This is a genomic window from Bhargavaea cecembensis DSE10, assembly GCF_000348905.1.
Taxonomy (GTDB): domain Bacteria; phylum Bacillota; class Bacilli; order Bacillales_A; family Planococcaceae; genus Bhargavaea; species Bhargavaea cecembensis.
The window spans coordinates 16,340-40,347 of the sequence record NZ_AOFT01000018.1 but is presented as its reverse complement, the minus strand read 5'-3'; the positions used below and the strand labels follow the sequence as shown (position 1 = coordinate 40,347).

23 protein-coding genes are annotated in these 24,008 nt (G+C 60.0%); 3 read left to right on the top strand and 20 right to left on the bottom strand.

Annotation, left to right across the window (positions count from 1 at the left end; translation table 11 throughout):
* Window positions 1-52: 52 nt before the first annotated feature.
* On the top strand, window positions 53-541 hold the full coding sequence (moaC, locus tag C772_RS13610) for a cyclic pyranopterin monophosphate synthase MoaC (RefSeq protein ID WP_008300877.1): 489 nt from the start codon (window positions 53-55) through the stop codon (window positions 539-541).
* A gap of 152 nt (window positions 542-693) precedes the next feature.
* Here moaC and C772_RS13605 read toward each other — a convergent pair whose 3' ends face one another.
* The 14 genes from C772_RS13605 to modA all read right to left on the bottom strand — a co-directional run bounded on the left by C772_RS13605 (window position 694) and on the right by modA (window position 15,919).
* A complete protein-coding gene (locus C772_RS13605) occupies window positions 694-1,188 on the bottom strand; it encodes a MogA/MoaB family molybdenum cofactor biosynthesis protein (RefSeq protein ID WP_008300875.1) in 495 nt (164 codons plus the stop codon).
* Window positions 1,189-1,207: 19 nt separating this feature from the next.
* Window positions 1,208-2,227 (bottom strand): ThiF family adenylyltransferase, encoded by a 1,020-nt coding sequence (locus C772_RS13600; protein ID WP_008300873.1) that lies wholly within the window; start codon window positions 2,225-2,227, stop codon window positions 1,208-1,210.
* A 33-nt stretch (window positions 2,228-2,260) separates the two neighbouring features.
* Window positions 2,261-3,778 (bottom strand): nitrate/nitrite transporter, encoded by a 1,518-nt coding sequence (locus C772_RS13595; protein ID WP_008300871.1) that lies wholly within the window; start codon window positions 3,776-3,778, stop codon window positions 2,261-2,263.
* Window positions 3,779-3,964: 186 nt separating this feature from the next.
* Window positions 3,965-4,492, bottom strand: a complete 528-nt coding sequence (locus C772_RS13590; RefSeq protein WP_008300870.1) for a hemerythrin domain-containing protein — start codon at window positions 4,490-4,492, stop codon at window positions 3,965-3,967.
* A 68-nt stretch (window positions 4,493-4,560) separates the two neighbouring features.
* Window positions 4,561-5,208: a response regulator transcription factor gene (locus C772_RS13585; RefSeq protein WP_035002464.1), complete on the bottom strand. Its 648-nt coding sequence runs from the start codon at window positions 5,206-5,208 to the stop codon at window positions 4,561-4,563.
* 8 nt (window positions 5,209-5,216) lie between these two features.
* Window positions 5,217-6,248, bottom strand: coding sequence for a sensor histidine kinase (locus C772_RS13580; protein ID WP_051059459.1), 1,032 nt, complete (start codon window positions 6,246-6,248; stop codon window positions 5,217-5,219).
* A gap of 29 nt (window positions 6,249-6,277) precedes the next feature.
* Window positions 6,278-6,733: a GAF domain-containing protein gene (locus C772_RS13575; RefSeq protein ID WP_008300863.1), complete on the bottom strand. Its 456-nt coding sequence runs from the start codon at window positions 6,731-6,733 to the stop codon at window positions 6,278-6,280.
* Between the two features lie 51 nt (window positions 6,734-6,784).
* On the bottom strand, window positions 6,785-7,465 hold the full coding sequence (gene narI / locus C772_RS13570; RefSeq protein WP_008300861.1) for a respiratory nitrate reductase subunit gamma: 681 nt from the start codon (window positions 7,463-7,465) through the stop codon (window positions 6,785-6,787).
* Window positions 7,458-8,024 (bottom strand): nitrate reductase molybdenum cofactor assembly chaperone, encoded by a 567-nt coding sequence (narJ, locus tag C772_RS13565; RefSeq protein ID WP_008300860.1) that lies wholly within the window; start codon window positions 8,022-8,024, stop codon window positions 7,458-7,460. The genes narI and narJ overlap by 8 nt, the downstream gene beginning before the upstream one ends.
* Entirely contained in the window at window positions 8,017-9,603 is a 1,587-nt protein-coding gene (gene narH, locus C772_RS13560; RefSeq protein WP_008300857.1) for a nitrate reductase subunit beta, read from the bottom strand. The genes narJ and narH overlap by 8 nt, the downstream gene beginning before the upstream one ends.
* The gene (locus C772_RS13555) at window positions 9,593-13,273 is read right to left on the bottom strand and encodes a nitrate reductase subunit alpha (protein WP_008300856.1); all 3,681 of its coding nucleotides are present in this window, start codon (window positions 13,271-13,273) and stop codon (window positions 9,593-9,595) included. Before C772_RS13555 ends, narH begins: the two co-directional genes overlap by 11 nt.
* Before the next feature lie 545 nt (window positions 13,274-13,818).
* Window positions 13,819-14,469, bottom strand: a complete 651-nt coding sequence (locus C772_RS13550; RefSeq protein ID WP_008300855.1) for an ATP-binding cassette domain-containing protein — start codon at window positions 14,467-14,469, stop codon at window positions 13,819-13,821.
* 5 nt (window positions 14,470-14,474) lie between these two features.
* Window positions 14,475-15,158, bottom strand: coding sequence for a molybdate ABC transporter permease subunit (gene modB / locus C772_RS13545; RefSeq protein WP_008300854.1), 684 nt, complete (start codon window positions 15,156-15,158; stop codon window positions 14,475-14,477).
* A complete protein-coding gene (modA, locus tag C772_RS13540; RefSeq protein ID WP_008300853.1) occupies window positions 15,155-15,919 on the bottom strand; it encodes a molybdate ABC transporter substrate-binding protein in 765 nt (254 codons plus the stop codon). The genes modB and modA overlap by 4 nt, the downstream gene beginning before the upstream one ends.
* Before the next feature lie 156 nt (window positions 15,920-16,075).
* Here modA and C772_RS13535 point away from each other — a divergent pair, with 156 nt between their 5' ends.
* Both C772_RS13535 and C772_RS16955 read left to right on the top strand, forming a co-directional pair.
* Window positions 16,076-16,501, top strand: coding sequence for a hypothetical protein (locus C772_RS13535; protein WP_008300852.1), 426 nt, complete (start codon window positions 16,076-16,078; stop codon window positions 16,499-16,501).
* Window positions 16,498-18,339, top strand: coding sequence for an SEC-C metal-binding domain-containing protein (locus tag C772_RS16955; protein WP_008300851.1), 1,842 nt, complete (start codon window positions 16,498-16,500; stop codon window positions 18,337-18,339). Before C772_RS13535 ends, C772_RS16955 begins: the two co-directional genes overlap by 4 nt.
* A gap of 67 nt (window positions 18,340-18,406) precedes the next feature.
* Here the strand turns inward: C772_RS16955 and C772_RS13525 are convergent, their stop codons facing one another.
* The 6 genes from C772_RS13525 to trpD all read right to left on the bottom strand — a co-directional run bounded on the left by C772_RS13525 (window position 18,407) and on the right by trpD (window position 23,994).
* Window positions 18,407-19,396: a DUF4003 family protein gene (locus C772_RS13525; RefSeq protein ID WP_008300850.1), complete on the bottom strand. Its 990-nt coding sequence runs from the start codon at window positions 19,394-19,396 to the stop codon at window positions 18,407-18,409.
* 163 nt (window positions 19,397-19,559) lie between these two features.
* A complete protein-coding gene (gene trpA, locus C772_RS13520) occupies window positions 19,560-20,348 on the bottom strand; it encodes a tryptophan synthase subunit alpha (protein ID WP_008300849.1) in 789 nt (262 codons plus the stop codon).
* On the bottom strand, window positions 20,341-21,567 hold the full coding sequence (gene trpB, locus C772_RS13515; protein WP_008300847.1) for a tryptophan synthase subunit beta: 1,227 nt from the start codon (window positions 21,565-21,567) through the stop codon (window positions 20,341-20,343). Before trpB ends, trpA begins: the two co-directional genes overlap by 8 nt.
* Window positions 21,567-22,184, bottom strand: a complete 618-nt coding sequence (locus tag C772_RS13510) for a phosphoribosylanthranilate isomerase (protein WP_008300844.1) — start codon at window positions 22,182-22,184, stop codon at window positions 21,567-21,569. The genes trpB and C772_RS13510 overlap by 1 nt, the downstream gene beginning before the upstream one ends.
* A complete protein-coding gene (gene trpC, locus C772_RS13505; protein WP_008300842.1) occupies window positions 22,181-22,969 on the bottom strand; it encodes an indole-3-glycerol phosphate synthase TrpC in 789 nt (262 codons plus the stop codon). The genes C772_RS13510 and trpC overlap by 4 nt, the downstream gene beginning before the upstream one ends.
* Entirely contained in the window at window positions 22,966-23,994 is a 1,029-nt protein-coding gene (gene trpD, locus C772_RS13500; RefSeq protein WP_008300840.1) for an anthranilate phosphoribosyltransferase, read from the bottom strand. The genes trpC and trpD overlap by 4 nt, the downstream gene beginning before the upstream one ends.
* Window positions 23,995-24,008 lie beyond the last annotated feature (14 nt).

Genomic DNA, 24,008 nt, shown 5'->3' with positions numbered 1-24,008 from the left:
GCTATACTCGGTTTACATTGATTCTAACCTATCCGCCGGAAGGAGAATTCGCATGTCCGAACTCACTCACTTTAACGACCAGGGCCGCGCCCGCATGGTCGATGTCTCTGATAAGGACGAGACTGTCCGCACCGCCGTTGCCCGCTCATCCGTACTGGTAAATGAAACCATCCACCGCCAGATCAGTGAAGGGACGAACAAGAAAGGGGACGTATTTGCCGTCGCACAGGTCGCCGGCATCATGGCGGCCAAGAACACGCCACAGATCATCCCGATGTGCCACCCGCTCCCGCTGAAGGGCATCGATATTTCGTTTAAATGGAACGTCGATGAGGCAGCCGGCCACTACGAAGTGCTGCTGGAGGCAAGCGTCAAGACGAAAGGCCAGACCGGCGTTGAAATGGAAGCCCTCACCGCCGTATCCGCCTCCGCCCTCACCATCTACGACATGTGCAAGGCCGCCGGCAAAGAAATGATCATCGGCCCGACGATGCTGCTCGAGAAAACCGGCGGCAAGTCGGGGGATTACAAAAGAGATTAAGTCGAATTTGATGGAAACCGCCTGATTGGGCGGTTTTTTTGATGAGCATGATTTATGTTTCCTGAGCTCGAAAAGGTTAGCGACAGTCCGATTACGGAGCCCCAAATCCAACTGCCGGCTCTAAATCCGAATGGGGCCGCTTTAGTCCGCCCCTACTTCCTCAGCTCCGCCACGATATGTCGGATTTCCGGGATGATGAGGCTTTCCATGGCGAGGCGGACGGCGCCGCGCGAGCCCGGGAGAATAAAGACAACCTTGCCCTGGGCGGTGCCGGCCGCTGCCCGGCTGAGCATCGCTTTCGTGCCGACGTCTTCGGCAAAGCTCAGATAGCGGAACAATTCGCCGAAGCCGTCGAGTTCCTTTGATAAAAGCGGGCGGATCGCCTCGATCGTGACGTCCCGCGCGGCGATGCCGGTGCCGCCTGTCGTGATGACGGCATCGATTTCCGGATCGGCGAGCAGCGCGGTGACTACGTTCCGGATCTTTCCGGTGTCATCCGCTACCCATCCGCGCCCGGCAACGGCCAGTCCGGCAAGCTCCGCAAAGTGTTCGATGAGGGCGCCTGCGGTATCGTTGTCTTCTGTTCTCGTGTCGCTCACCGTAAGGATTGCAATTCTGATTTCATTCGGTTCTTTTCCGTGTGCCAACAGACTCCCCCCCTTTCCATTAGCCGAACAGGCGATGATACAAGGTTTTTCCCTCTTCTGCAGTCCGGGCGCCGTGGATGAGCAGCCGCCCGTCTCCAAACAGGACAAAGCGGTGGCCGAACGCCCGGAATTCAATGAAATACGGTGTCCGGCGGGCGTTCGGGTCAATCCGGCGGCCGATTTGCTCCCCGGCATCCAGCGTCACGGCACGGGCCGGGTCGGGCAGAATCTGGACGGCATCGCGCCCGCACAGAACAGCCGCATCGCCCGCCCGCCGGGGCCTGAGCTCCGGGTATGACGGAGAATCGCCGCAAGTGGCGCACTCCGGGTCGCGGATGCGCGATACGCCGATGTCCAGATGGGTGCCTTCCCACAGGTCGAAATGATGTACTTTCGTCCTCATGGCGGCCACGTTTCCGGTCAGCCACTTCATCGCTTCCGCGCACTGGATCGCGGCGGTCACGGACACCGCCGGCGGGATGATGCCGGCGGTGTCGCATGTCGCGCCCGTGGCGGGCAGCATCGGCAAAAGGCAACGGTAGCACGCGCCGCGGCCCGGGATAAACGGATAGACCGTTCCCGAGCCCCGGACACATGCCCCGTGTATCCACGGGATGCCATGTTTGTTTGCAGCGTCGTTGATCAGGAGGCGCGTCTCAAAATTGTCCGTCGCATCCATGATTAGATCGCTTTCCGACGCGAGCGACTCCATGAGCGGTCCGTCGGCGTTGCCGAGATGCGTCCGGATGGCGGCGTCACTCCGAATCTCTCTCAGATGCTTTTCCGCGGCGACCACTTTTGGCAGCATGTCCGCAGCGTCCGCCTCGGTGAACAGCGTCTGCCGCTGGAGGTTCGAGAGCTCGACATAGTCGCGGTCGACCACAATGATTTCCCCGATGCCGGCCCGCACGAGCGTCTCGGCGATGGCGGTGCCGAGCGCGCCGCAGCCGATGACCGCCACCTTTGCCGCCGCGAGCCGGGCTTGCCCGCCTTCTCCTATAGGCCCGAATAATGTCTGTCTCGAATACCGTCCGTCCACGTCAGTTGCCCCCCGGTTGCGGATAGGGCCCGGTCAGCGCCGGGCGTTCTGTCCGTGTTCTTTCGTGATGTCGCTGAAGGTTCCCACATAGCGGACATGCTCGCCCGTCTCGTCGCTGACGGCTGCGATGTTCAGCCACTGCAGGTACTCTTCCCCATTCTTTTTCTGGTTCCAGATTTCGCCCTGCCACATGCCTTCTTCCTTAATCTGCTTCCACATGTTCCGATAGAATTCCTTCGGCTGGCGGCCGGAAGACAGCATGTTCGGGTTGTTGCCGACTGCCTCTTCTTCCGTATAGCCCGTCAGTTTGGTGAACATCGGGTTGACCGCTTTGATCTTTCCGGCTGCATCCGTCACAAGCACGCCCTGGCCGGTCGAGCGGAATACGTCCGCCTGCAGCGAAAGCCGGTCAGAGTAATACAGCCAAACGACGAGAATGAGGCTCGCGAGCGCCACCTGCGACAGCAGCATGAAGCCGATTGAGTAGTCGCCTGTCATCGAATAGATGATTGAGAGGAGGATCGGCGGGAAGAATCCGCCGAGGCCGCCCATCATTGAGACGAAGCCGTTGGCGATCCCCGCCTGTTTGGCGAAATAGAACGGCACGAGCTTGAAGATGACCCCGTTGCCGATGCCGGCGCTGATTGCGATGGCGATGCTGCCGACCGTGTATAGCCCGATCGACGGCGAGAATGCCAGGATAATCGCCGCGACTGTGTATACCGCGAATGTCGCAATCAGCAGGAACATCGGCTGGAACTTGTCGGCAAGCCAGCCGCCAACCGGCCGCAGGAACGTCGCGACCGCGATGAAGATCGCCGTCCGGATGCCGGCATCGACGCTGTCGAGGCCGAAGTTCGCGACGAGAAAGTTCGGCAGGTACACCGTGAAGGCGACAAACGAGCCGAATGTGATGAAGTAAAACAGCGAGAACAGCCAGAGTTTCGGATTGTCCGAAACCCCCTTGACCTGCTCGAACATCGACAGCCTGACGTCCGGCTTCGGCTCCTTTCGGTCACCAAAAAAGAAGTTCAGGAGAGCGAAGGCGGCAAGCAAGATGAGGAACAGCTTGACCGTCGGCTGCCAGCCGATCTGGCCGGCGATGATCGGCGCGGCAAATGTCGTGATCGCCGTCCCGATGTTCCCAGCCCCGTAAATCCCGTTGACGAGGCCATGCTTTTCTTTCGGATAGTATTTCGGAAGCGAGGTGACCCCGACCGAGAATACCGCACCGCCGACACCGAGGATCAGGCCGCCGATGATGAGATCCGCAAACGTGTCCGCCTCGCTGATGTACCAGACCGGGAACAGGAGGAGGATAAAGCTCCACATGAACAGGGTGCGCGCACCGACAAAATTGGCATAATAGCCGAACGGCATGCGGAGGATTGAGCCGAGCACGACCGGCACCGCAGTGACGATTGCCAGGCGCTCCGGCGGGACATTGATGTCCTGCGTGATAAACGAAATCAGCGAGGACAAAATGACCCATACCATGAAACCGACCACGAGGTTTGCCGTCTGGAGCGGCAACTGAATCTTCTTGACCATCTGTTTCACCTACTCGGTTAGAGTTTTGACTACAGGTGCTGCAAATGAAATCGTGAAACCTTCTCTATGATTCTATTGTAATTGCCTGCTCCGACGCGGTTAATTAGGGGGTTCCCTGTCCCCGTCGGGGGAAACCCTGTATGAGAAAAAAGCCGCCCACGGAGGTGTGACAGCGGCCTGTGCCCATCAGACGATGAGCGTGTTCAGTTTTTCGGCAAGCGTGTCCAGGTCGTCCGCCCGGAGCAGCCGCTCCGCCATCGGGAAAAGGACCGTCTCTTCCTTCACGAAATGGACCGTGATCACCTCAAACGCCTCACCGGCATCGCCGACGATTTTCCGGATCTCATCCAGGGTAAGCCCTGAGAGATCGCCGCGGGTGTGGTGGAAAAAGTGTCCGATATAGGCATCGATTTCCCCGTGTTCTTCCTGGATGCCGACAATGGGCCCCTGCTCGAAGCCAATGTAGCTGCCGAGAACAGGGAAGAAATGCTCCTCTTCCTTGTCGGTATGGTTCTTGAGCGGGTCGAGGAAGCCGATGAGGTTCGTCTTCAGTTCATTAAGAAGGGCGAGGGCCGTGTCCCGGTCCATGTCTTCTTCACGCTCGAACCGGAGGACGATGGCGTGCCATTCCTCCGCGAGATGCATGAGGTAGCGGTGCTCGTTTTCCAGGAGCCTCACCGCCGGCTCCGTAAACTGCAGCTGTCCGTTTGCCATCTGCGATGCCTCCTGTCTGTTGAGTCGAATTGTGGTGGCTTTCCGTTCCGGCGCACGCTTGCGGACCGTCAGAAGTTCAGCAGTTTTTTCTTGAGGGCGAATTCGACGAGTTCCGGGCGGCTCTTCAGGCCCAGCTTCTCCATGATCTTGGCTTTGTGGGCTTCGACGGTTTTGACGGAAATGTAAAGCATCTCGGCAATTTCCTTGTTGCCGTAGCCTTTGGCGACGAGCGGGAGAATCTCGAGCTCACGTTTGGAAAGAAGCTCATACGGATCGTCAGGGGCCACCGTATGATCAGCTTTGACGAATTCACGCACCAGCGAAGTCGCCATCTTCGGATGGATGTATGTGCCGCCCCGCCGGATCGTACGGATGGCGTGCAGCAGCTCCTCATCGGGCGCGTTTTTCAGCATGTATCCGGAAGCGCCGCTTTTCAGGACATTGAACAGATACTCCTCATCGTCGTGCATCGTCAGGATCAGGATCTTCGTATCCGGAAAATCTTCTTTGATCTTGCCTGTCGCAATCAGTCCGTTTTCGCCTGGCGGCATGCTGAGATCCATGATCAGGAGATCCGGCTGGTGCGTTGCGATCATCTTGTAAGCCTCCAGACCATCGGCCGCCGTCGCGACGACTTCCATGTCCTCCTGGAAATTGAGGATCATCGAGAAGCCGCTGCGGACGACGGCATGGTCATCCGCGATGACAATCGAAATTTTGCTCATCAGCGATCCCCCTTTCCGCGTAACGCGGGGACGCTCAGACGGATCGTCGTGCCGGCACCCGGCGCAGAGTCCACGTCTAGCGTGCCTCCGACCAGCTCCGCACGCTCCTTCATGCCGTACAGGCCGAGGCCCGTCCCCTCCGGCTTGTCGCCCGGACGGAATCCCGAGCCGGCATCACGGACTGTGAGAAGAAGCCGGCTTCGCTCGCCTTTGAGCGTGACCGACACCGCGTCGACATCCGCATACTTGAGCGCGTTGAGGATCGCCTCCTGGCACACCCGGTAGATGACCGTTTCGATTTCGTTTTCATACCGCTTCACCGGCAGGTCGGACGAGTAGTTGACGGTGAGACCGTACGTTTCCTCAAGCCGCTTGAAATGCGAGCGGAAGGCTGCGTCAAGGCCGAGGTCGTCGAGGGCAGCCGGGCGCAGTTCGACCGACAGGTTCCGGATGTCCTCAAGCAGCCGGGACAGCGAGGCCTCGGTCTCCTTCACCTTGGCCAGCACCTCCGCGTCCCCCGTCATGTACTTCAGGACCCGGAGATCCACGACCGCACTCATGAGCTCCTGCGCAACACCGTCATGAAGCTCCCGGGAAATCCTCCGGCGCTCATTTTCCTGTGCGTCGATGATATGCTTCATCATCTTATTCTGATAGGCCTTTTCCTGCATCCGGTGCTGGCGCGTCATGTCGCGCAGCAGGAACACCCTAATGTCGTTTTCAGGGTCGACGGTATGGAACGAGGAGGCATAGGGCACAAGTCCCTGTCCCTTTGTGTTCAGGTACAGCTGGAAGGACGAGAAGTCGCTGCGCTCCGGATGATGGAAGTAGCAGTTGTCGCACGTCTTCTGCCCGGTTTCATCCACATACCCGGCGCAGGCCCGGCAGAGAGCGCCCTCGGTGCCGTCGAGAAGCGCCTCCAGCACGTCCCGGTCGAGGATCTTTTCCGCCGCCGGGTTGGCGGCAAGCGCCCTGCCTTCGCCGTCAAAAAACAGGATGGCTTCGCTGCTCTTGTCGAACATCTTCAGCATCAGCTCATTCAGCAGATCCTGCTTTACGCTCACCGGCTCACCAGCTCCTTCCCATCAAATCCGGGGACGGAGGCGGATGCCGCTGCCATCTCCAGGCAATGCGTTTCCGTCATTTCCGCGCGGCCGCCCCGGTAGCCGCCCAGCAGGACGCCTTTTACGCGGCCGCTGTCGTAAAGCGGCACCGCGGCGATGCTCGTCAGCCCTTCGGTATTCACGATCGGATAGTCAAGCACGATGGGCACATGCCTGCCGGGATCGACATGCGGCACGAGCAGCGGCTTTCCCGTCTTGAAAACGGTGCCGGCAATGCCCCTGCCGGACCGGAGGACGATCCGGCGGTATCGGTTGTTCAGGTTCCCTGAAGCCACCCGCCAGCGGACCGAAAAGCCGCTCGGGGCGTCTTCCATTGCCAGTGCCATAAAATCGAAACCGAGCCTTTCCCGGAGCGTGTCGATCACATTCTGGTAGATTGTCGGTTCATTCATCGCGGACCTCTCCCGTTTCCCGCCGGATCGGCGTTCATTCTTCCTTTCAGCTTAATTCACCTTGTGCCTCCTGTACAGGATGTAACTTCTGCCGACATACGACAGCGGGACGCTCCAGACATGCACGAGGCGCGTGAACGGCCAAAGCGCGAAAATGAGGAATGCGGCCAGGATATGAATCTGGAACGACACCGGAACACCCATCATGTACGACGGGTCTGGCCGCAGAAGGAACAGGTCACGGAACCAGACGGAAATTGTATCCCGGTAGTCGAATGCGGGATTCACGGCGTTCGTCACAATCGTCGCGTACATCCCCATGAACACGATGATCAGCAAGAGCGTGTTGACGACCATGTCGCTTGCCGAGCTAAGCTTCCGGACGGCCTTGATCGAAAACCGGCGGAACGTCAGAATGAACATCCCGAGAAGCGTGACGAATCCGAAGAAACCGCCGATCCAGATGGCGCCGAGGTGATACATATGGTCGTTGACGCCGAGAGCCCGCATCCACTCCTTCGGGATACCGAGCCCCGAGATATGGCCCAGGATGACCGGGATGATCCCAAGGTGAAATAGGAGGCTCCCGACCATCAGCTGCTTTTTCTCGATGAATTCACTGGATTTCGCGGTCCAGTGGAATTTGTCCGTCCTGTAGCGAAGGATGTGTCCCACCACAAAGACCGCGATGCAGATATAAGGGAAAATTACCCACAGAAATTGGTCAACCATGAGCCGGCGCCTCCTCTAAACAAGCTTTGAATGTTTCCCGCAGCCCCTTGATGAGGTGGTAGTACGGACTTTCCTCCTTTTCAAGTGCTTTCATCAGGTGGTAGGTGCCGTCTTCAAGGACCCCCATCAGGATCCGGAAACTGTCTGGCGTGCGCGGGTCATCCAGCCATTCGGCTGCATAGAGGAACTCGCACATGAGCGGCAAGTAGTCGGACAGCTCCTCGTCCGGCATCTCGAGGCCATACATCTCGTAGAGCACTTTCAGCTTCGCGAGCATCTGTCCGCGCTCGCGGGCATCCTCGAACTTGAACCAGGTCATGTACAGCGCGCAGTCCTCCTCGAAGTCGAATGTCGAGGTATACAGTTCCCTGAGCTCATCCAGGCTGAACTGCCGGATCTCTTCCCAATAGCGGAGCACGTGGGCCCGTGCCGGATGATCCGGGCCGAATGCCTCCGTAACGTGGTCCGGATGGTAATCCCCCCTGTCCGGCCACGTCAGCTGGTTGGCGAAGAATCCGAAAGAATCTTTGAACGTATACAGCTTCCGGTTATCAATCACGCCAGATTCCCCCGTAGAAGTTCTCTTCGTAAATCTCCTTGCCGGTCTTTGTCGCCGTGCCGGCACCCGGGCTTGCCGGACCGCAGCCGTCGCATCCCGCGCCGCCGGTGCCCATCGCGCCGAGGCCCATCGTGTCACCGCCGAAGCCCGCAGAGCCCTGCATGTCGTACGTGTTCATCCGGTTCTCCTTGTGGGAAGTCGGGATGACAAACCGGTCGTCGTACTTCGCGATTGCGAGCAGGCGGTACATTTCTTCCGTTTGGAGCGCGGTGAGCCCGACCCGCTCAAGCCGCGACTCGTCGAATTCCTTGCCCGACGACAGCGCCCGCATGTACTGGCGCATCATCGCCATACGCTGCAGCGATCCCTTGACCGTCTCCGTGTCTCCCGCCGTCAGCATGTTTGCGAGGTACTGGATCGGCGTGCGCATTTCCTCGATCGCCGGGAAGATCATGTCCGGGTTCTTGATCGAGTCCTTGCCCTCGAAGTAGTTCATGATCGGCGAAAGCGGCGGCACGTACCAGACCATCGGGAGCGTGCGGTATTCCGGATGGAGCGGGAACGCGAGCTGGTGCTCGATCGCGAGCTTGTAGACCGGCGAGTTCTGCGCGGCTTCGATCCAGTCCTCTGTGATGCCGTCGCGGCGCGCCTGCTCGATCACTTCCGGGTCGTGCGGATCCATGAACAGGGCGCACTGCGCGCGATACAGGTCCTTCTCGTCCGGCGTCGATGCGGCTTCCAGCACCCGGTCCGCATCGTACAGCAGGACACCCAGATAACGGATCCGGCCGGTGCATGTCTCCGAGCAGACCGTCGGCAGACCTTCTTCGATCCTCGGGAAACAGAACGTACACTTTTCGGCCTTGTTCGTCTGCCAGTTAAAGTAGACCTTCTTGTACGGGCAGCCGGTCGTGCAGTAGCGCCAGCTTCGGCAGGCTTCCTGGTCGACGAGCACGATGCCGTCCTCGTCGCGCTTGTAGATCGCGCCCGCAGGGCAGGACGCCACGCAGCTCGGATTCAGGCAGTGTTCGCAGAGCCGCGGCAGGTAGATCATGAATGACTTCTCGAAGTTGAACTTGATCTCTTCCTCGATCTTCTGAATGTTCGGGTCCTGCGGGCCGGTCACGTCGGCGCCTGCGAGGTCGTCCTCCCAGTTGGACCCCCATTCCAAGTCCATCTTCTCGCCCGTCACGGCGGAGTAGGCGCGTGCGACCGGCGGGTGCTCGCCTTCCCCCGCGGTGACAAGGTGGTCATAGTTGTACGTCCATGGCTCGTAGAAGTCGCGCATCTCCGGCATGTCCGGGTTGTAGAAAATCTTCCCGAGCGCCACCTTGGACAGGCGGTTCCCCGACTTCAGCTCCAGGTTGCCGTTCCGGAGCTGCCAGCCGCCCTTGTACACTTCCTGGTCCTCCCAGCGCTTCGGGTAGCCGATGCCCGGCTTCGTCTCCACGTTATTGAACCACATGTACTCCGCGCCTTTCCGGTTCGTCCAGGTCGTCTTGCAAGTAACGCTGCACGTGTGGCAGCCGATGCACTTGTCCAGGTTCATCACCATTGCAATCTGAGCTTTAATCTTCAAGCCAGTTGACCTCCCTTTTCTTCCTGATCATGGCGTATTCGTCACGCTGGTTTCCGATCGGCCCGTAGTAGTTGAATCCGTAGCTGAGCTGGGCATAGCCGCCGACCATCTGCGTCGGCTTCATGTGAATGCGCGTCGGCGCATTATGGCTGCCGCCCCGCGTGTCCGTAATTTCCGACCCCGGCGTCTGGATATGCCGGTCCTGTGCGTGGTAGGCGAGCAATGTGCCGCGCGGGATCCGGTGGCTCGTGACCGCCCGGCAAGTGAGCGCGCCGTTCCGGTTATACACTTCTATCCAGTCATTGTCCGAGATGCCGTGCTCCGCCGCTTCCTCGTTGTTCATCCAGGCGACCGGCCCCCCGCGGAACAGCGTCAGCATGTGCAGGTTATCCTGGTACATGGAGTGGAAGTTCCACTTGCCGTGTGGGGTTAGATACCTGAGGACGAGAGAATCCTTGCCGCCCCGCACTTCCTTGTCCCTCGGTCCGAACACCATCGGCGGAAGCGTCGGCTTGTAGACCGGGAGCGCCTCACCGTACTGGAGGAAGATCTCATGGTCGATATAGAAGTGCTGGCGGCCGGTAAGCGTCCGGAATGGCACGAGCCGCTCGATATTCGTCGTGAACGGCGAGTATCTGCGCCCGGACTTGTTGGATCCGCTGAATACCGGAGTCGGGATGACTTCCCGCGGCTGTGCGGTAATGCTCTGGAATGTGATCCGCTCCGCCGCGCGTTCCGCCGAGATGTCGGCCAGCTCCACGCCGGAAAGCTTTTCCGCTTCCTTGTAGGCTTTCTGCGACAGGCGCCCGTTTGTCGCGGACGACAGATGAAGCACCGCGTCGGCAGCCTGGCGCGCTGTCTCGAGCTTCGGCAGGCCGCTCTTGATCGGCTCGTCGTGGTAGACACCGCTGATGCGCTTCAGCTCTTCGTATTCTTCGGCTGCAGAGAAGCTGACGCCGTGCGCGCCGGTCTTGCCGACCTGCAGGTTCGGACCCAGCGTGATGTACTTGTCGTAAATCTTCGTGTAGTCACGCTCGATGATGCTCAGGTTCGGCATCGTCTTGCCGACGACCGCCTCCACTTCTCCCTTTGCCCAGTCGCGGACAAGGCCAAGCGGCTGGGAAATCTCGCTTTCCGAGTCATGGTTCAGCGGCGTGCTGACAAGGTCCTTGTAGACGCCCGGCAGATGGGTCTCCGCCATCCCTGAGAACACCTTTGCCAGCCCGCGGAAAATGTCCCAGTCGGTACGGGATTCCCAGAGCGGATTAACCGCCGGGTTGAACGGGTGGACGAACGGATGCATGTCGGTCGAAGACAGGTCGGTCTTTTCGTACCAGGTCGCCGCCGGCAGCACGATGTCCGAGTGAAGCGGTGTCGTCGTCATCCGGAAGTCGAGCGAGACAAGCAGGTCGAGCTTGCCTTCCACTTCGTCGCGCCAGATGATTTCTTCCGGCTTCACGTCCTCGTTCGGCCGCGCCATTAGCGCATCAGCCGTGCCGAGCAGGTGCTTCATGAAGTATTCCTGGCCCTTGGCGGAGCTTGAGATCAGGTTCGAGCGCCAGACGAACATCGTGCGCGGGAAGTTTTCCGGCGCCGCCGGATCCTCGATCGCGAACTTGACTTCGCGGCTCTTGATCTGATCCGCCGCCCGTTCGATGATTTCCTCATTTGTCGTCTTGCCTTCGTGGGCCGCCTCTTCGGCGAACAGCAGGCTGTTCTTATTGAACTGAGGATAGCTCGGCAGCCATCCGAGCCGCGCCGCCATGACGTTGTAGTCGGCCGGGTGGCGGTAGTCCAGCTTGTCGGCAAGCGGCGATTTCAGCGATTCGGTGTCGCCTTCCTCGTAGCGCCACTGCTCGGTGCCGAAGTAGAAGAATGACGTCCCGTTCTGGAGCCGGGCCGGCCCCTGCCAGTCCTTTGCGAAGGCGAGCGTCGACCAGCCCTCGATCGGCCGGCATTTTTCCTGTCCGACGTAGTGCGCCCAGCCTCCGCCGTTCACGCCTTGGGAAGCGGTGAGGATCACGAGGTTCAGGATCGAGCGGTAGATTGTGTCGGAGTTGAACCAGTGGTTGATGCCGGCTCCCATGATGATCATCGAGCGGCCGCCCGTGTCCAGAGCGTTTTGCGCGAACTCGCGGGCGATCTGCGTCACGACCGAGGCCTTGACGCCGGTGATGCGCTCCTGCCAGGCCGGCGTATAGTGCGACTCCGCGTCATCATAGCCTTTCGCGTCATACGGATTGTCCGTCCGGCTCACGCCATATTGGCTCATCATGAGGTCGTAGACGGTTGCTGAGTACTGCTCCGTACCATCCGCAAGGCGGACTTTCCGGGCCGGGATAACACGGCGGAACGTGCCGTCACCGGAGTCATCAAAGAACGGGAACTCGATCTCCTTCCATTCTTCGCCGTGGCCCTCTACGGTAAGTGCCGGCTCGATGCGCGTTCCGTCCTCCTTGTCGAGGATGAGATTCCACTTTCCGTCCTTTTCCCAGCGCTGGCCCATCGTCCCGTTCGGCACGACGAATTCCCCAGCCGCTTCGTCGAAGATCACCGGCTTCCACTCCGCGTTTTTCGTTTCGCTCCCGAAATCGCTTGCGCGAAGGAAGCGCCCGGCTTTCAGGGCATCTTCGTGCGGGTCGAGCAAAATCATGAACGGCATGTCCGTGTACTGCTTCGCATAGTCGATGAACATCTTTTCTTTCCGCTCCTGGTAGAACTCACTCAGGATCACATGTGTCATCGCCTGCGCGAGCGCGGCATCGGTGCCCGGGTGCGGCGCGAGCCAGTTGTCCGCGAACTTCACGTTGGCGGCAAGGTCAGGAGCGACCGAGACGACCTTCGTCCCCTTGTAGCGCACCTCCGTCATGAAGTGCGCATCCGGTGTACGCGTGAGCGGCACGTTCGAGCCCCACATCATGAGGTAGCCCGCGTTGTACCAGTCGGATGACTCCGGCACATCCGTCTGCTCGCCCCAGATCTGCGGCGAGGAAGGCGGAAGGTCAGCATACCAGTCGTAGAACGACAGCATCTCTCCGCCGAGAAGCGAGATGAACCGCGCGCCGGAAGCGTAGGAGATCATCGACATGGCCGGAATCGGGGTAAAGCCGGCGATCCGGTCCGGTCCGTATTTGCGGATCGTGTAGATGAGCTGCGCGGAAATCAGCTGCAGCGCATCATCCCAGGCGACACGGATGAGACCGCCCTTGCCCCGGACCCGCTTATAACTCATCGCCTTTTCCGGATTCTCGACGATGCTCGCCCACGCATCAATCGGGTGACCGTTGTTTTCAGCGAGCGCTTCGCGCCACAGCCTCCACAGCCGTCCGCGCATGTACGGGTACTTCACCCGGTGCGGGCTGTACTCATACCACGAAAATGTGGCCCCGCGCGGACAGCCGCGCGGCTCGAACTCCGGCATGTCCGGCCCGCAGGACGGATAGTCGATCTGCTGGTTTTCCCAGGTGATGACGCCGTTTTTGACGAACACCTTCCAGCTGCAGGAGCCCGTGCAGTTGACGCCATGCGTAGTCCTGACAACCTTGTCATGGGACCAGCGCTGACGGTACATGTTCTCCCAGTCCCGGCTTTTCTCCTCAAGGACCGACCAGTTCCCCGAGTAGCTCTCTACCGGCTTGAAGAAGTTCAGGCCATATCTTCTCTTTTTCATTCAACCGACACTCCTTTGTGGACAGGGCAATTGGACAGAATGCTAGTGGTACTATTCTGATAGTTTCATTATGGAGGTTTATGCCAACTCTTCCCATTAGGGAAAGACCTATCGGGCGGCGGGAAATCCCTTTATCGGACGGTGAAAAACGGGATTGGGGCAGATTCGCCAGGAAGATACCGGGGGACCGGACGGTCTTGTGGCAAGTTGGCTGCCCTTGTGGCAAGTTGGCAGTCCATGCGGCAACTTCGCAACCCATGTGGCAAGTTCGGAGTCCATGTGGCAACTTCGTAACCCATGTAGCAAGTTCGGAGTCCATGTGGCAACTTCGTAACCCATGTAGCAAGTTCGGAGTCCATGTGGCAACTTCGTAACCCATGTAGCAAGTTCGGAGTCCATGCGGCAACTTCGTAACCCATGTGGCAAGTTCGCAACCCATGTAGCAAGTTACAAGCCCATGCAGCAAATCCGAACCCCTTGCGGCAAACGGGAAAGTCGGATGCCGCCTCAATTTACGGGTTCCAGAAACAAAAAAGCCTCCCTTATCAAAGGGAAGCTTCACGTATCGGGAGTTCGGCCATCCGGCCTTTCTCGATCCGGACGATGCGGTCAGCGGTGCGGCGGGCTTCGTCCATGCTGTGGGTGACCATGAGAACCGGAATCTGCCAGTCCCGATGGATGCGCATCAGTTCGTTCCGGCAGCGCAGCCGGGTTTCGTCGTCGAGAGCGGAGAACGGCTCATCCAGCAGCAGCAGTTCCGGTTTCATCGCGAGCGCACGCGCCAGTGCCGTTCGCTGCTTTTCGCCGCCGGAGATTTCATGCGGGTACTTGTCCATAAGCGGCCGGATGCCGAGCAGCTCCGTAAGTTCCCTGACGTGAGACGGCTCAGGCTGCCCCGGCAGCCCAAACAGGATGTTCTCGCGGACAGTCATATGGGGAAACAGCGCATAGTCCTGGAACAGATAGCCGACGCGGCGGTCCTGGATGCGGAGCGGTTTCCCCCCTTCTTCCGCAAACACACGGCCGCCAAGCTCGATCCGGCCCATATCCGGCGAGACCGTTCCCGCCAGGCAGTTCAGGAAGGTTGTCTTGCCCGATCCGGACGGGCCGACGATTGCGACAATTTCCCGGTCCATCTTGAACTCGGCCTGCAGATCAAACTCGGGCAACTGTTTGGTGAATTCCGCTTTCAGCACAGCGATCACTCCCTTCCCCGTCTTCTGGATGTCTTTCTGCGCCAGCCGTTCAGCCAGGTGATGGCGGCAAGTCCGAGCAGCGTGATAAGGACGACCCAGAACATCGCCTCGCCGGTTCGTCCCGCCTCATAGGAAAAGTAGATGGCAAGCGGAACGGTGACGGTCTCGCCCGGGATGAACCCGGCGATCATAAGCGTCGCGCCGAATTCCCCCAGGCCGCGGGCAAATGCCAGGACGAGGCCTGCCAAAATACCCGGCCAGGCAAGCGGGAAGGTGACTTTCCGGAAAATCCGCCATTCGCTGACACCCATCGTGCGCGCGACGTTTTCCCATCTCGGGTCGACCTTCTCGAACGCCGCCTGCACACTCTGGTACATGAGGGGAAGCGACACGACGAACGAAGCGATCACCGCACCGGCCCAGGTGAAGACGACCCGGATGCCGAACCAGTCCTCAAGCAGTCGGCCGATGGGCCCGTTTACACCGAACAGCATGATCAGTCCGAATCCCACGACGGTCGGAGGCAATACGAGCGGCAGCAAAATCAGCGCTTCGGCTGCGCTCTTGCCCGGGAATTCCCTGCGTCCCATGAACCGTGCGAGGGCAATTCCCGTGACCGCCGCGAGCACTGTTGACAGCAGGGCGACGCGGAGCGAAAGCGCGAGCGGCGAAAGGTCAGGGACCGTCACTTGCCGTCCTCCGGCAACGCAAAACCGTAGTCCCGGATGACCTGACGCCCTTCATCCCCTGTAAGCAGTTCAAGGAAAGCTTCCGCGGCAGCCGGGTTTTCCGCCTGTTCTGCAATCCCCGCCGGATAAATGATCGGGGTGCCGCTGGCCGGAAGCTCACCCACAACCTCGACGTCTTCCGAAATAGCAGCATCTGACTGATAGATAATGCCGAGATCCGCATTGCCGCTTTCCGCATACGTCAGCACCTGCCGGGCATCCTTGCCGTAGACGAGATGCCCGTCCAGGCCGTCCCACAGTCCTGCTGCAGCAAGGGATTCCTTCGTATAAATTCCAAGCGGCACGCTGTCCGGCTGGCCGACGGCAATATTGCCTTCAGGACTCCCCAGAAGGTCCGTGACCTCACCATCAACAGTGTGTGCCGAAACGAGGACGAGCCGGTTCTCCGCGAACGGGACGACGGTATCAGTATCTATGTATCCCCCTTCAGCCGCCTTTTCCATGTCCGCATGGCTGGCCGACAAAAACAGGTCAAACGGTGCACCCTGTTCGATTTGCGCGCGAAGTTTCGTAGAGGAGCCGTAGTTGATGACGAGCTCGGTGTCAGGATGCGACTCCCTGAACGCCGGCTCCAATTCCCCGATGGCATCCATCAGGCTGGCGGCAGCCGAAATGCGGAGCGTCTCTTCCTCTTTCGCACCCGATGCGCTGCAGCCGGCGAGGAGCATTGCGGCCGCGGCAAGCGCGATGATCATTTTCATGCCCGTCCCCCCTTTTCTTAAAAAGTAGTCGAGCCCGCCCTGCTTGTCAAACCCACTCAGGGAATTCCCTGTATCCTTGCAGGACCTTCCCCGTCTTCCGGGATTTCCCTGCACCCTGTGCTATACTGATAGAAAAATCTGAAAGGATGGACTATCATGCCGGGACCCGCATTAAAGCAACTCCACGCTCACCACGCAATCCACCAGGGTGCGCTAACAGGCGCCATCCAGAAAACCGATGAAGTCAAGCGTCTCCTGAAAGCCGGGGAGGATGAGGTAGCGAAGATGGCGGCTGACCACCTTCTCGATTATTGGGAAACCCGAATTATCGCCCATGCCGATGCCGAGGAAGACGGTTTCTACCAGGAAATGGTCGGTTTGCATCCGGAACTGGAGCGCGCCGTCGTCCAGCTGACACGCGATCACGACCTGCTGAGAACCATCGCAAAGGACATCAGGAAGATGCTCTCGGAACAGGGTCTGACCCGGGATGTCATTCAGCAGTTCGAGGCGCTGATCGTGGTCAATGACATCCATAGCCGTGATGAAGAACGCATGCTGCTGGATGAGCCGAACCGATGAAAGCACAGGAGCGGACGGCTGTCATCGGGCGCAATGACCCGTGCCCCTGCGGCAGCGGAAAGAAATACAAAAAGTGCTGCGGTGCCGAAAAGGACCGCGAACGGCTGGAGCGGGAAATCGACCAAGCCATCGGACGCGTCCTCGAAGGCTTCTTCTCCTCCCATCCGACCCCATCCGAACTGCAAGACCTGACCTCCATGAGGCGTGAGGAAGGCGAAGTGCTCGCTTCCCTCCACGGAGAAGAAGAGGCCGGCATGATCATCGGCGATCTGTATTTTTTCCAGAAACGGGCCGATATCTGGAACGACTATGTCCGGGCGGCTGCCGAAAAAGAAAGCCGCCGGAAAGTCCGGTCGGTCCTGGAAAACTTCCTGGATCCCTTGCTCCTCACCCTCCGCGTAACGGAATCGGACATGCGCACTGTCCGTACTGAGGATGTACTGTCCGGTGACAGCTTCCATCTCGCCGCCGGTCCGTCCGTCCGTGCCCGCGCAGGCGATGTGCTGATCGGATTTTTCGTAAGGGACTCGAGAGCCGAGGGGCGTCTTTTTCCGCTCAACAGTCTCGTCACCGCAGAAGGTGCGGAAGAGGAGACGGTCGGAAAGCTGCGGCAGGCCGCTTCGGGGCAGAATGCACAGACATTTTTCCGGGCGCACCCCCTTGCCGCCTACAGACTGTTCGGCCATGTCATTGAAGAATCCGCGCTCCCGGAAAGCATCTCGGGGGCCGCGGAGGCGCTTGAGCGCTTTATGATTGAGAAAGACCTTAAAAATGACCGTATCATTGAAGGGTTTTTCCATTTCCTCGGCAGCAAGGGAGACGTCCCGGAAGGCGCCATCGCAGGGGCGGTATGGCACGCGATCCGCTCCGGTGCATTCGTACTCAACTGGTCGCTGGCCGAGACAGCCGGCCATTTCGGGGCGGATCCGGACACCGCCCGGCAATTCGCGCAGGAATTTGGCCATTTCATGGACGAGGCGGCGGCCCATGATGACGGTCAGAGCCCCGAATACGCACTTGGAGCCGGTACCGACCCGATGCCGGCAGAGTTCAGGAACTGGCAGATGTTCATGCACCTGAAATACGCGGAAGTTGCAGATGAAAAAGCGCTTCGGCGACTCATGGAAGCCTATGAAGACCAGCCATACTTGCCGCGTTCCGCCAGTGAGGAAGCGCAGATCCGGGCCTATGAGGCCTATCTCGCAAAAGATCCGGAGCTGCGTCGGAAAAAGGCACGGGAAGCCCTGCGGCTTGACCCGGAAAATGCCGATGCTCTCATGTTCCGGGCAGAGGAAACGGAAGATCCGGAAGAGCAGCTTGCCCTTCTGCACCGCGCTTCCGCTTCTGCTGAACAGCAGTTTGAGCCTGACATTGATATCGCGTGGGGATATGTGCCGAACCGGCAGTACCTGCGCGTGCGATTCCGGATCGCCATCCTCTTGTGGGAAACCGGGCGGACGGAGGAAGCATTTGATGTACTCTATGCTCTCCTTCAGCTGAATCCCGGTGACCACCAGGGGGCGCGCTATGTAGCGCTGTCGGCTCTGATTTCCCTCGGTCGGATGGACGAAGCGGAAAGCCTGATCGCCCATTATGAGGATCCCGACGCAGACAATGCCTTCTTTGCCTGGTTCCGTTGGGCAATCGAACGGAAAAAGAACCTGCTCTCCCCGGCTGCGGAAGGCGCATTCCGGATCGCCGAAGAGCAGAATCCTTACACGGTGAAGTATGTGCGTAACCGGCCAAACGGCGACCCGTATCCGAAAAACGCGGCGATCACGCCCCGTTCCCCGGAAGAGGCCCGCCTTATTTGGACGCTGCTTGAAAAAACTCTTTGAAAAAACGACTCACGCAATGCCTGCCAAGGCGCTGTGTGAGTCGTTTTCTTATTTGTCCTTGAGGTAATCAGGAGCCGCCGTCTCCCCCGCCTCCGGCCGAAGCCGCAGCAGCGGCCGCCGCGGCACCGCTCGATGCCATGATTGCCTGCTGGGCGCGGAGCACCTGCTCCACGGATGCGGCGATTCCGATGTGGGCCGCCTGCTCTCCTGTCGTCATTTCCATAAGTACAGACTGGATGGCCGCGGACAGCGCCATTTCTTTGTACCAGCGGAACAGCTTCATCTCCGAGAGGACCTTTGCCGTCTCCACAATGCGCTCTACCTGGGATTGTTCCACGTGGAACACTGTGAGAAGCCCGATTGCGGGGTAGTGAAGCGGCTTGACCTTCAGCCCTTCCGCCTTCAGCCGGTCGCGGATCTCGGAAGCCTTTGCCGACCTGCTCTCTTCATAAGAGGCATTGCCGTAGGTGATTGTCTGGGACATCCACTGCAGCTCGTTACCGAACCGGAAACCGCGCATCTTCAGGTCCTGATAATAACGGTGCATCACGTCCGCCAGCTCTGACGGACTGGCTGCCTGGCTGCCGAGCAGCACGGCAAATGTGTAGTCATCGTCAGATGTCAGGAAGCGGTGCCTCTGCTTCATCTCGTCATAGAGCATCTTCCCCGCAATCGCCTCACGGCGCGCCTCCCCTTCCTCATCCGAAAGCAGAGTCGCCGCCAGATAGGAATGGATCGTGTTCCTGAAGCCAAGTGCGTGGAGAATCTCCTGTTTCTCAAACAGATCGTCCGCCATCTCCTGCGCGCCCTCTCCCGATACGTCCAGCAATGCCGAAATCAGTGGGTGGAACTGGCCACGGACCGGAGAAAATAGGCCCGACCGCTTTTTCAGCGCATCGGCGACTTCCCGGAGCCTCCTTGCATCAAACTCCTTTTCTCCCAGCGCGTAAATCCCTGCGATTGACAGCAGCACCCTCTTATCGACCGTCCAGCTGAACAGGTTCACGAGCTTCGGATAAATCGTCTCATAGCGGTTTTTGATCATGGCTGTTTCCATTCGGATCACCCCTCATGACTGATATACGGACCGGTGCTGCGAGAGTTTCGTTTTTTATTGGCCGAGACCCGAAAGTACACGAATCGATCCTGAAAGTACACCATCTCGCTGCCCCACGCCGAGCAAAAAGGGCACCCCGGTCACCCCGGATGCCCTTCACACCTTATTCCGCCGGCACCGCGATGTTTTTCGCGGAGCTGATCAGTTCTTTAATCGGTTCCTTGTCCCCGCGGTGCAGGGCGTCGACGATGGCACTGCCGACGATGACGCCGTCCGCAGCCCGGCCAAAGTCCCGGACATGGTCGGGTGTCGAGATGCCGAAGCCGGCAAGGACCGGGATGTCCGCGATTTCCTTCAGCTGCTCCAGCCGGCCGTCGGTCGTCCCGCCGAAGCTGTCGCGGACACCGGTAATACCGTCGACGGTGACGGCGTAGATAAAGCCTTCCGCCGCCTCCGCGATTTTCCGGATGCGGTCTTCCGGAGCGGACAGCGGGATGAGGCGGATCAGGTCGATGCCGTTCATCCGGAGGCAGTCCTCGAGCGGCCCGCTTTCCTCAAACGGCACATCCGGCACGATGACGCCCGCAATGCCCGCCTCCTGGCAGTCGTTTGCGAATCCGGCCATGCCGTAACTGAGTACCGGGTTCAGGTAAGTCATGAAGATGATCGGGATGTGCACGTCTTCACGGATCGCCTTCACTTCTTCGATGACCGCCTTCAGTGTCGTGCCTGCCGCGAGTGCGCGGAGACCTGCTTCCTGGATGACGGGACCGTCCGCAGCCGGGTCGGAAAACGGGATGCCAAGCTCGACTGCCGTCGCGCCCGCTTCCTGCAAGAACAGGAGGTCCTCCTTGAGGCGGCCGAGCCCGCCGTCTCCCGCCATGATGTACGGGACAAATGCGCAGCCGCCGGATTCACGTGCCTTAAGGATCGCTTTTGTGATCTCAGACATTTCCGTTTCCTCCCTTCAGCGCATCGCGCACGGTGATGACATCCTTGTCGCCGCGGCCGGACAGGCAGATGACGACGATCTGGTCCGTGGACATGCCGGAGGCCAGCTCGACGGCATAGTGCACGGCGTGCGAGCTTTCGAGCGCAGGCAGGATGCCTTCCTTCCGGCTGAGCATCTTGAGCGCTTCGAGGGCCTGTTCATCCGTGACCGATGAGTAGGTCACGCGCCCCGTGTCGCGGAAGTGCGAATGCTCGGGACCGGCGCCCGGGTAGTCAAGCCCGGCGGAGATGGAATGGGCCTCATTGATCTGGCCCGCTTCATCCTGCAGAAGGTACATGTAGGCGCCGTGCAGCGCGCCCGGGCGGCCGCCGGTGAGCGCCGCGGCATGCTTGCCGGTTTCAATGCCGCTGCCCGCGGCCTCGACGCCGTGGAGGGCAACACCCGCGTCATCCACAAACGGGTGGAACATGCCGATCGAGTTGCTGCCGCCGCCGACACAGGCGACGACCGCATCCGGCAGGCGCCCTTCCTTCTCAAGGATCTGGCGACGGGTCTCGACGCCGATCACCCGCTGGAAATCCCGGACGATTTCCGGGAACGGATGCGGTCCGAGTGCAGAACCGATGACATAATGTGTATCGGAAACGTTCGCCACCCAGTAACGGAGCGCCTCATTGACTGCGTCCTTCAGCGTTCCGGAACCCTGGTCGACCGAGACGACGGACGCGCCCAGCAGTTCCATCCGGAAAACGTTCAGTTCCTGCCGCCGGATGTCCTCCTTGCCCATGAACACGAGACATTCCATGTCGAGCAGCGCGCAGGCGGTCGCGGTGGCCACGCCATGCTGCCCCGCTCCGGTCTCCGCGATGATCTTCGTCTTGCCCATCCGCTTGGCGAGAAGCGCCTGGCCGATCGCGTTGTTGATCTTGTGCGCGCCGGTATGGTTCAGGTCTTCTCGCTTCAGGTAGATTTTCGCGCCGCCCGCGGCTTCCGTCAGGCGTTCCGCGAAGTACAGCGGGTTTTCGCGCCCGACATAGTCTTTAAGATAGTGATCCAGCTGTGCCACAAACGCCGGGTCTTTTTTTGCTTCCCGGTATGCCGTCTCAAGTTCGAGAAGTGCCGGCATGAGTGTCTCGGGGACGAAGCGGCCCCCGTACTCGCCGAATCGGCCGGTTTCATCGGGTGCGCTGTATGCGACCTTCTCTGTTGTGTTTGCCATCAGGCTTCTCCCCTTTCCTTCACAGCACGGATAAACCCGCGGATCAGCTCCGGATCTTTCCGTTTTTCCCGTTCCACGCCGCTCGATACGTCGAGTGCAAACGGGGTCGTCTGTCTGACCGCCTCCGCCGCGTTGCCGGCGTTGAGTCCTCCTGCGATGATCGTCCGTTCGCTCGGGATGCCGGCTTCGGCAAGAAGCGACCAGTCGAACACGTTCCCGCTTCCGCCGCGGAAGTCGGTGCCCGGTGCGTCAAACAGATAGTAGTCCACGTCATATTGGGCCGCCCGGCGGACGTCCTCCGCCGTCCGGACTGAAAATGCCTTGATCGACGGCAGGCCGATTTCCCGGATCTGCTCCGGTGTCTCATCGCCGTGGTACTGGACATAATCAAGCGGGACATTCCGGTAGACGGTTTTCAGTTCTGCCGCGTCCGGATTCACAAACACGCCCACTTTCATGACGTTCTCCGGCACACGTGCCGCCAGCTCCGCCGCCCATTTCATGTCGATGCGCCTCCGGCTTGGGGCAAAGACGAAGCCGATGGCGTCTGCCCCCGCATCAACGGCGGCTTTGACATGCTCGGCTTCCATGAGCCCGCAGATTTTCACCTTCGTCATGGCCGGAGCACCCCTTCCGCTTCGCGGTAGGAGCGGATCGCCGCACCCGGGTCGCCGCTCCGCATGAGCGATTCGCCGACGAGGATGGCGTCCGCGCCGTTTTCCCGGACTTGTGCGGCGTCCTCCGGCGACATGATCCCGCTTTCCGATATCAGATATCGCCCGGGTTTTTTGCCGGCGCGTGCCGCAAGCCGTGCCGTGTTGCCGAGGTCGACGCTGAATGTCTTCAGGTCGCGGTTGTTGATGCCGATAAATGCCGGGTCCAGTTCAAGCGCGCGGTCCATTTCTTCCTCGTCATGCACTTCGACGAGGACGTCGAGCCCTGCTGACACTGCATGGGCATGCAGTTCCCGGAGCCGTTCCTGGGGCAGTGCCGCGACGATCAGGAGGACGACGGAGGCGCCCGCCTGGAGCGCGCGGTCGATCTGCAGCTCATCGATGACGAAGTCCTTGCAGAGGATCGGGATCCGTACGGCTTCAGCCACCGCGGCCAGGTCCTCGTAGGAGCCCTTGAAGAATGCTTCTTCCGTCAGGACGGAGATGCAGGATGCCCCGGCCTGTTCATAGCGGAGCGCCTGCTCGGCGGGGTCCGCGTCGGCGTTGATGACGCCCTTTGACGGGGAGGCCCGCTTCACCTCTGCGATGACGCCCAGGCCGTCCCTTGCATCAAATGCGTCCGACAGTCGCGGCCTGCTGTGCCGGATTGCCGGTGTTGCCGGGATTTCTTCCCTCAGGGAGGGGAGCCGTTTCCGTTTTTCTTCAAGAATATCGTCCAAAATCGTCATGGCGTGACCGCCTCCTTTGCCTGCTGGTGGAACCGGATGACGGATTCCAGCTTTTCCATCGCTTTTCCGGACAGAATGATGTCTTTTGCAAGTTCAACGCCTTCTTTTGCTGTTTCCGCGCGTCCTGCGGCAAACAGGCCGATACCCGCATTGAATGCGACGGCATCGAATTTCGGGCCGCGGGCGCCGCCGAGGACCGAGCGGAGGATTTCCGCGTTTTCCCGGCCGTCCCCTCCCTTGAGGGCGGACAATGGTGCGGACTCGAGTCCCACGTCTTCAGCTTCGAGCGTGAACGGGATCAGGTCGCCGTTGTCCAGCAACACGAAGTCATTCGGTCCCGCAAGAGAGGCCTCATCCATGCCGCCGGCTCCGCAGACGACGATCGCGCGCTTTCGTCCTTGCATCCGGAGAACCGACGCATAGTTCATCGTGAAGTCTTTCCGGCTGATGCCGGTGAACTGCGATGCCAGCGGGACCGGGTTCGTCAGCGGACCCGTCAGGTTGAAGATCGTGCGCCGCCCGAGGCGTGCCCGGATCTGTCCGATGCGCTTCATTTTCGGATGGAGACGAGGCGCAAAGAGAAAAGCGATGCCTTCTTCGCGCAGCTGCCTGGCCGCCTCTTCCATGTCCTGTTCAAGCCCGAGGCCGAGTGCCTCCAGCACATCGGAGCTGCCCGAACGGCTGGAGATTTTCCGGTTGCCGTGCTTTGCGACCGGAACGCCTGCTGCGGCCAGGACGAATGCCGACGTCGTGCTGATGTTGAAGCTGTCCGACCCGTCGCCTCCCGTTCCGCAGTTGTCGGTGTAAGGGGCTGCCGGGACTTCCGGTGTAATCGCCATGCCGCGGGTCACCTCGGCAAGCGCCGCCACCTCATAGGCCGTCTCTCCCTTGTCTGCAAGCGCCGCGAGAAATTCGCCGACCTCTTCTTCCGGCGTGCGCTCATCAAACATGAAGAGCGCGGCTTCAGTCATTTCCTCGTAGCTCAGATCGTTACCGTTCCGTACTTTCTGTGTGAACTCTCTCATCTCTGCTCCACTCT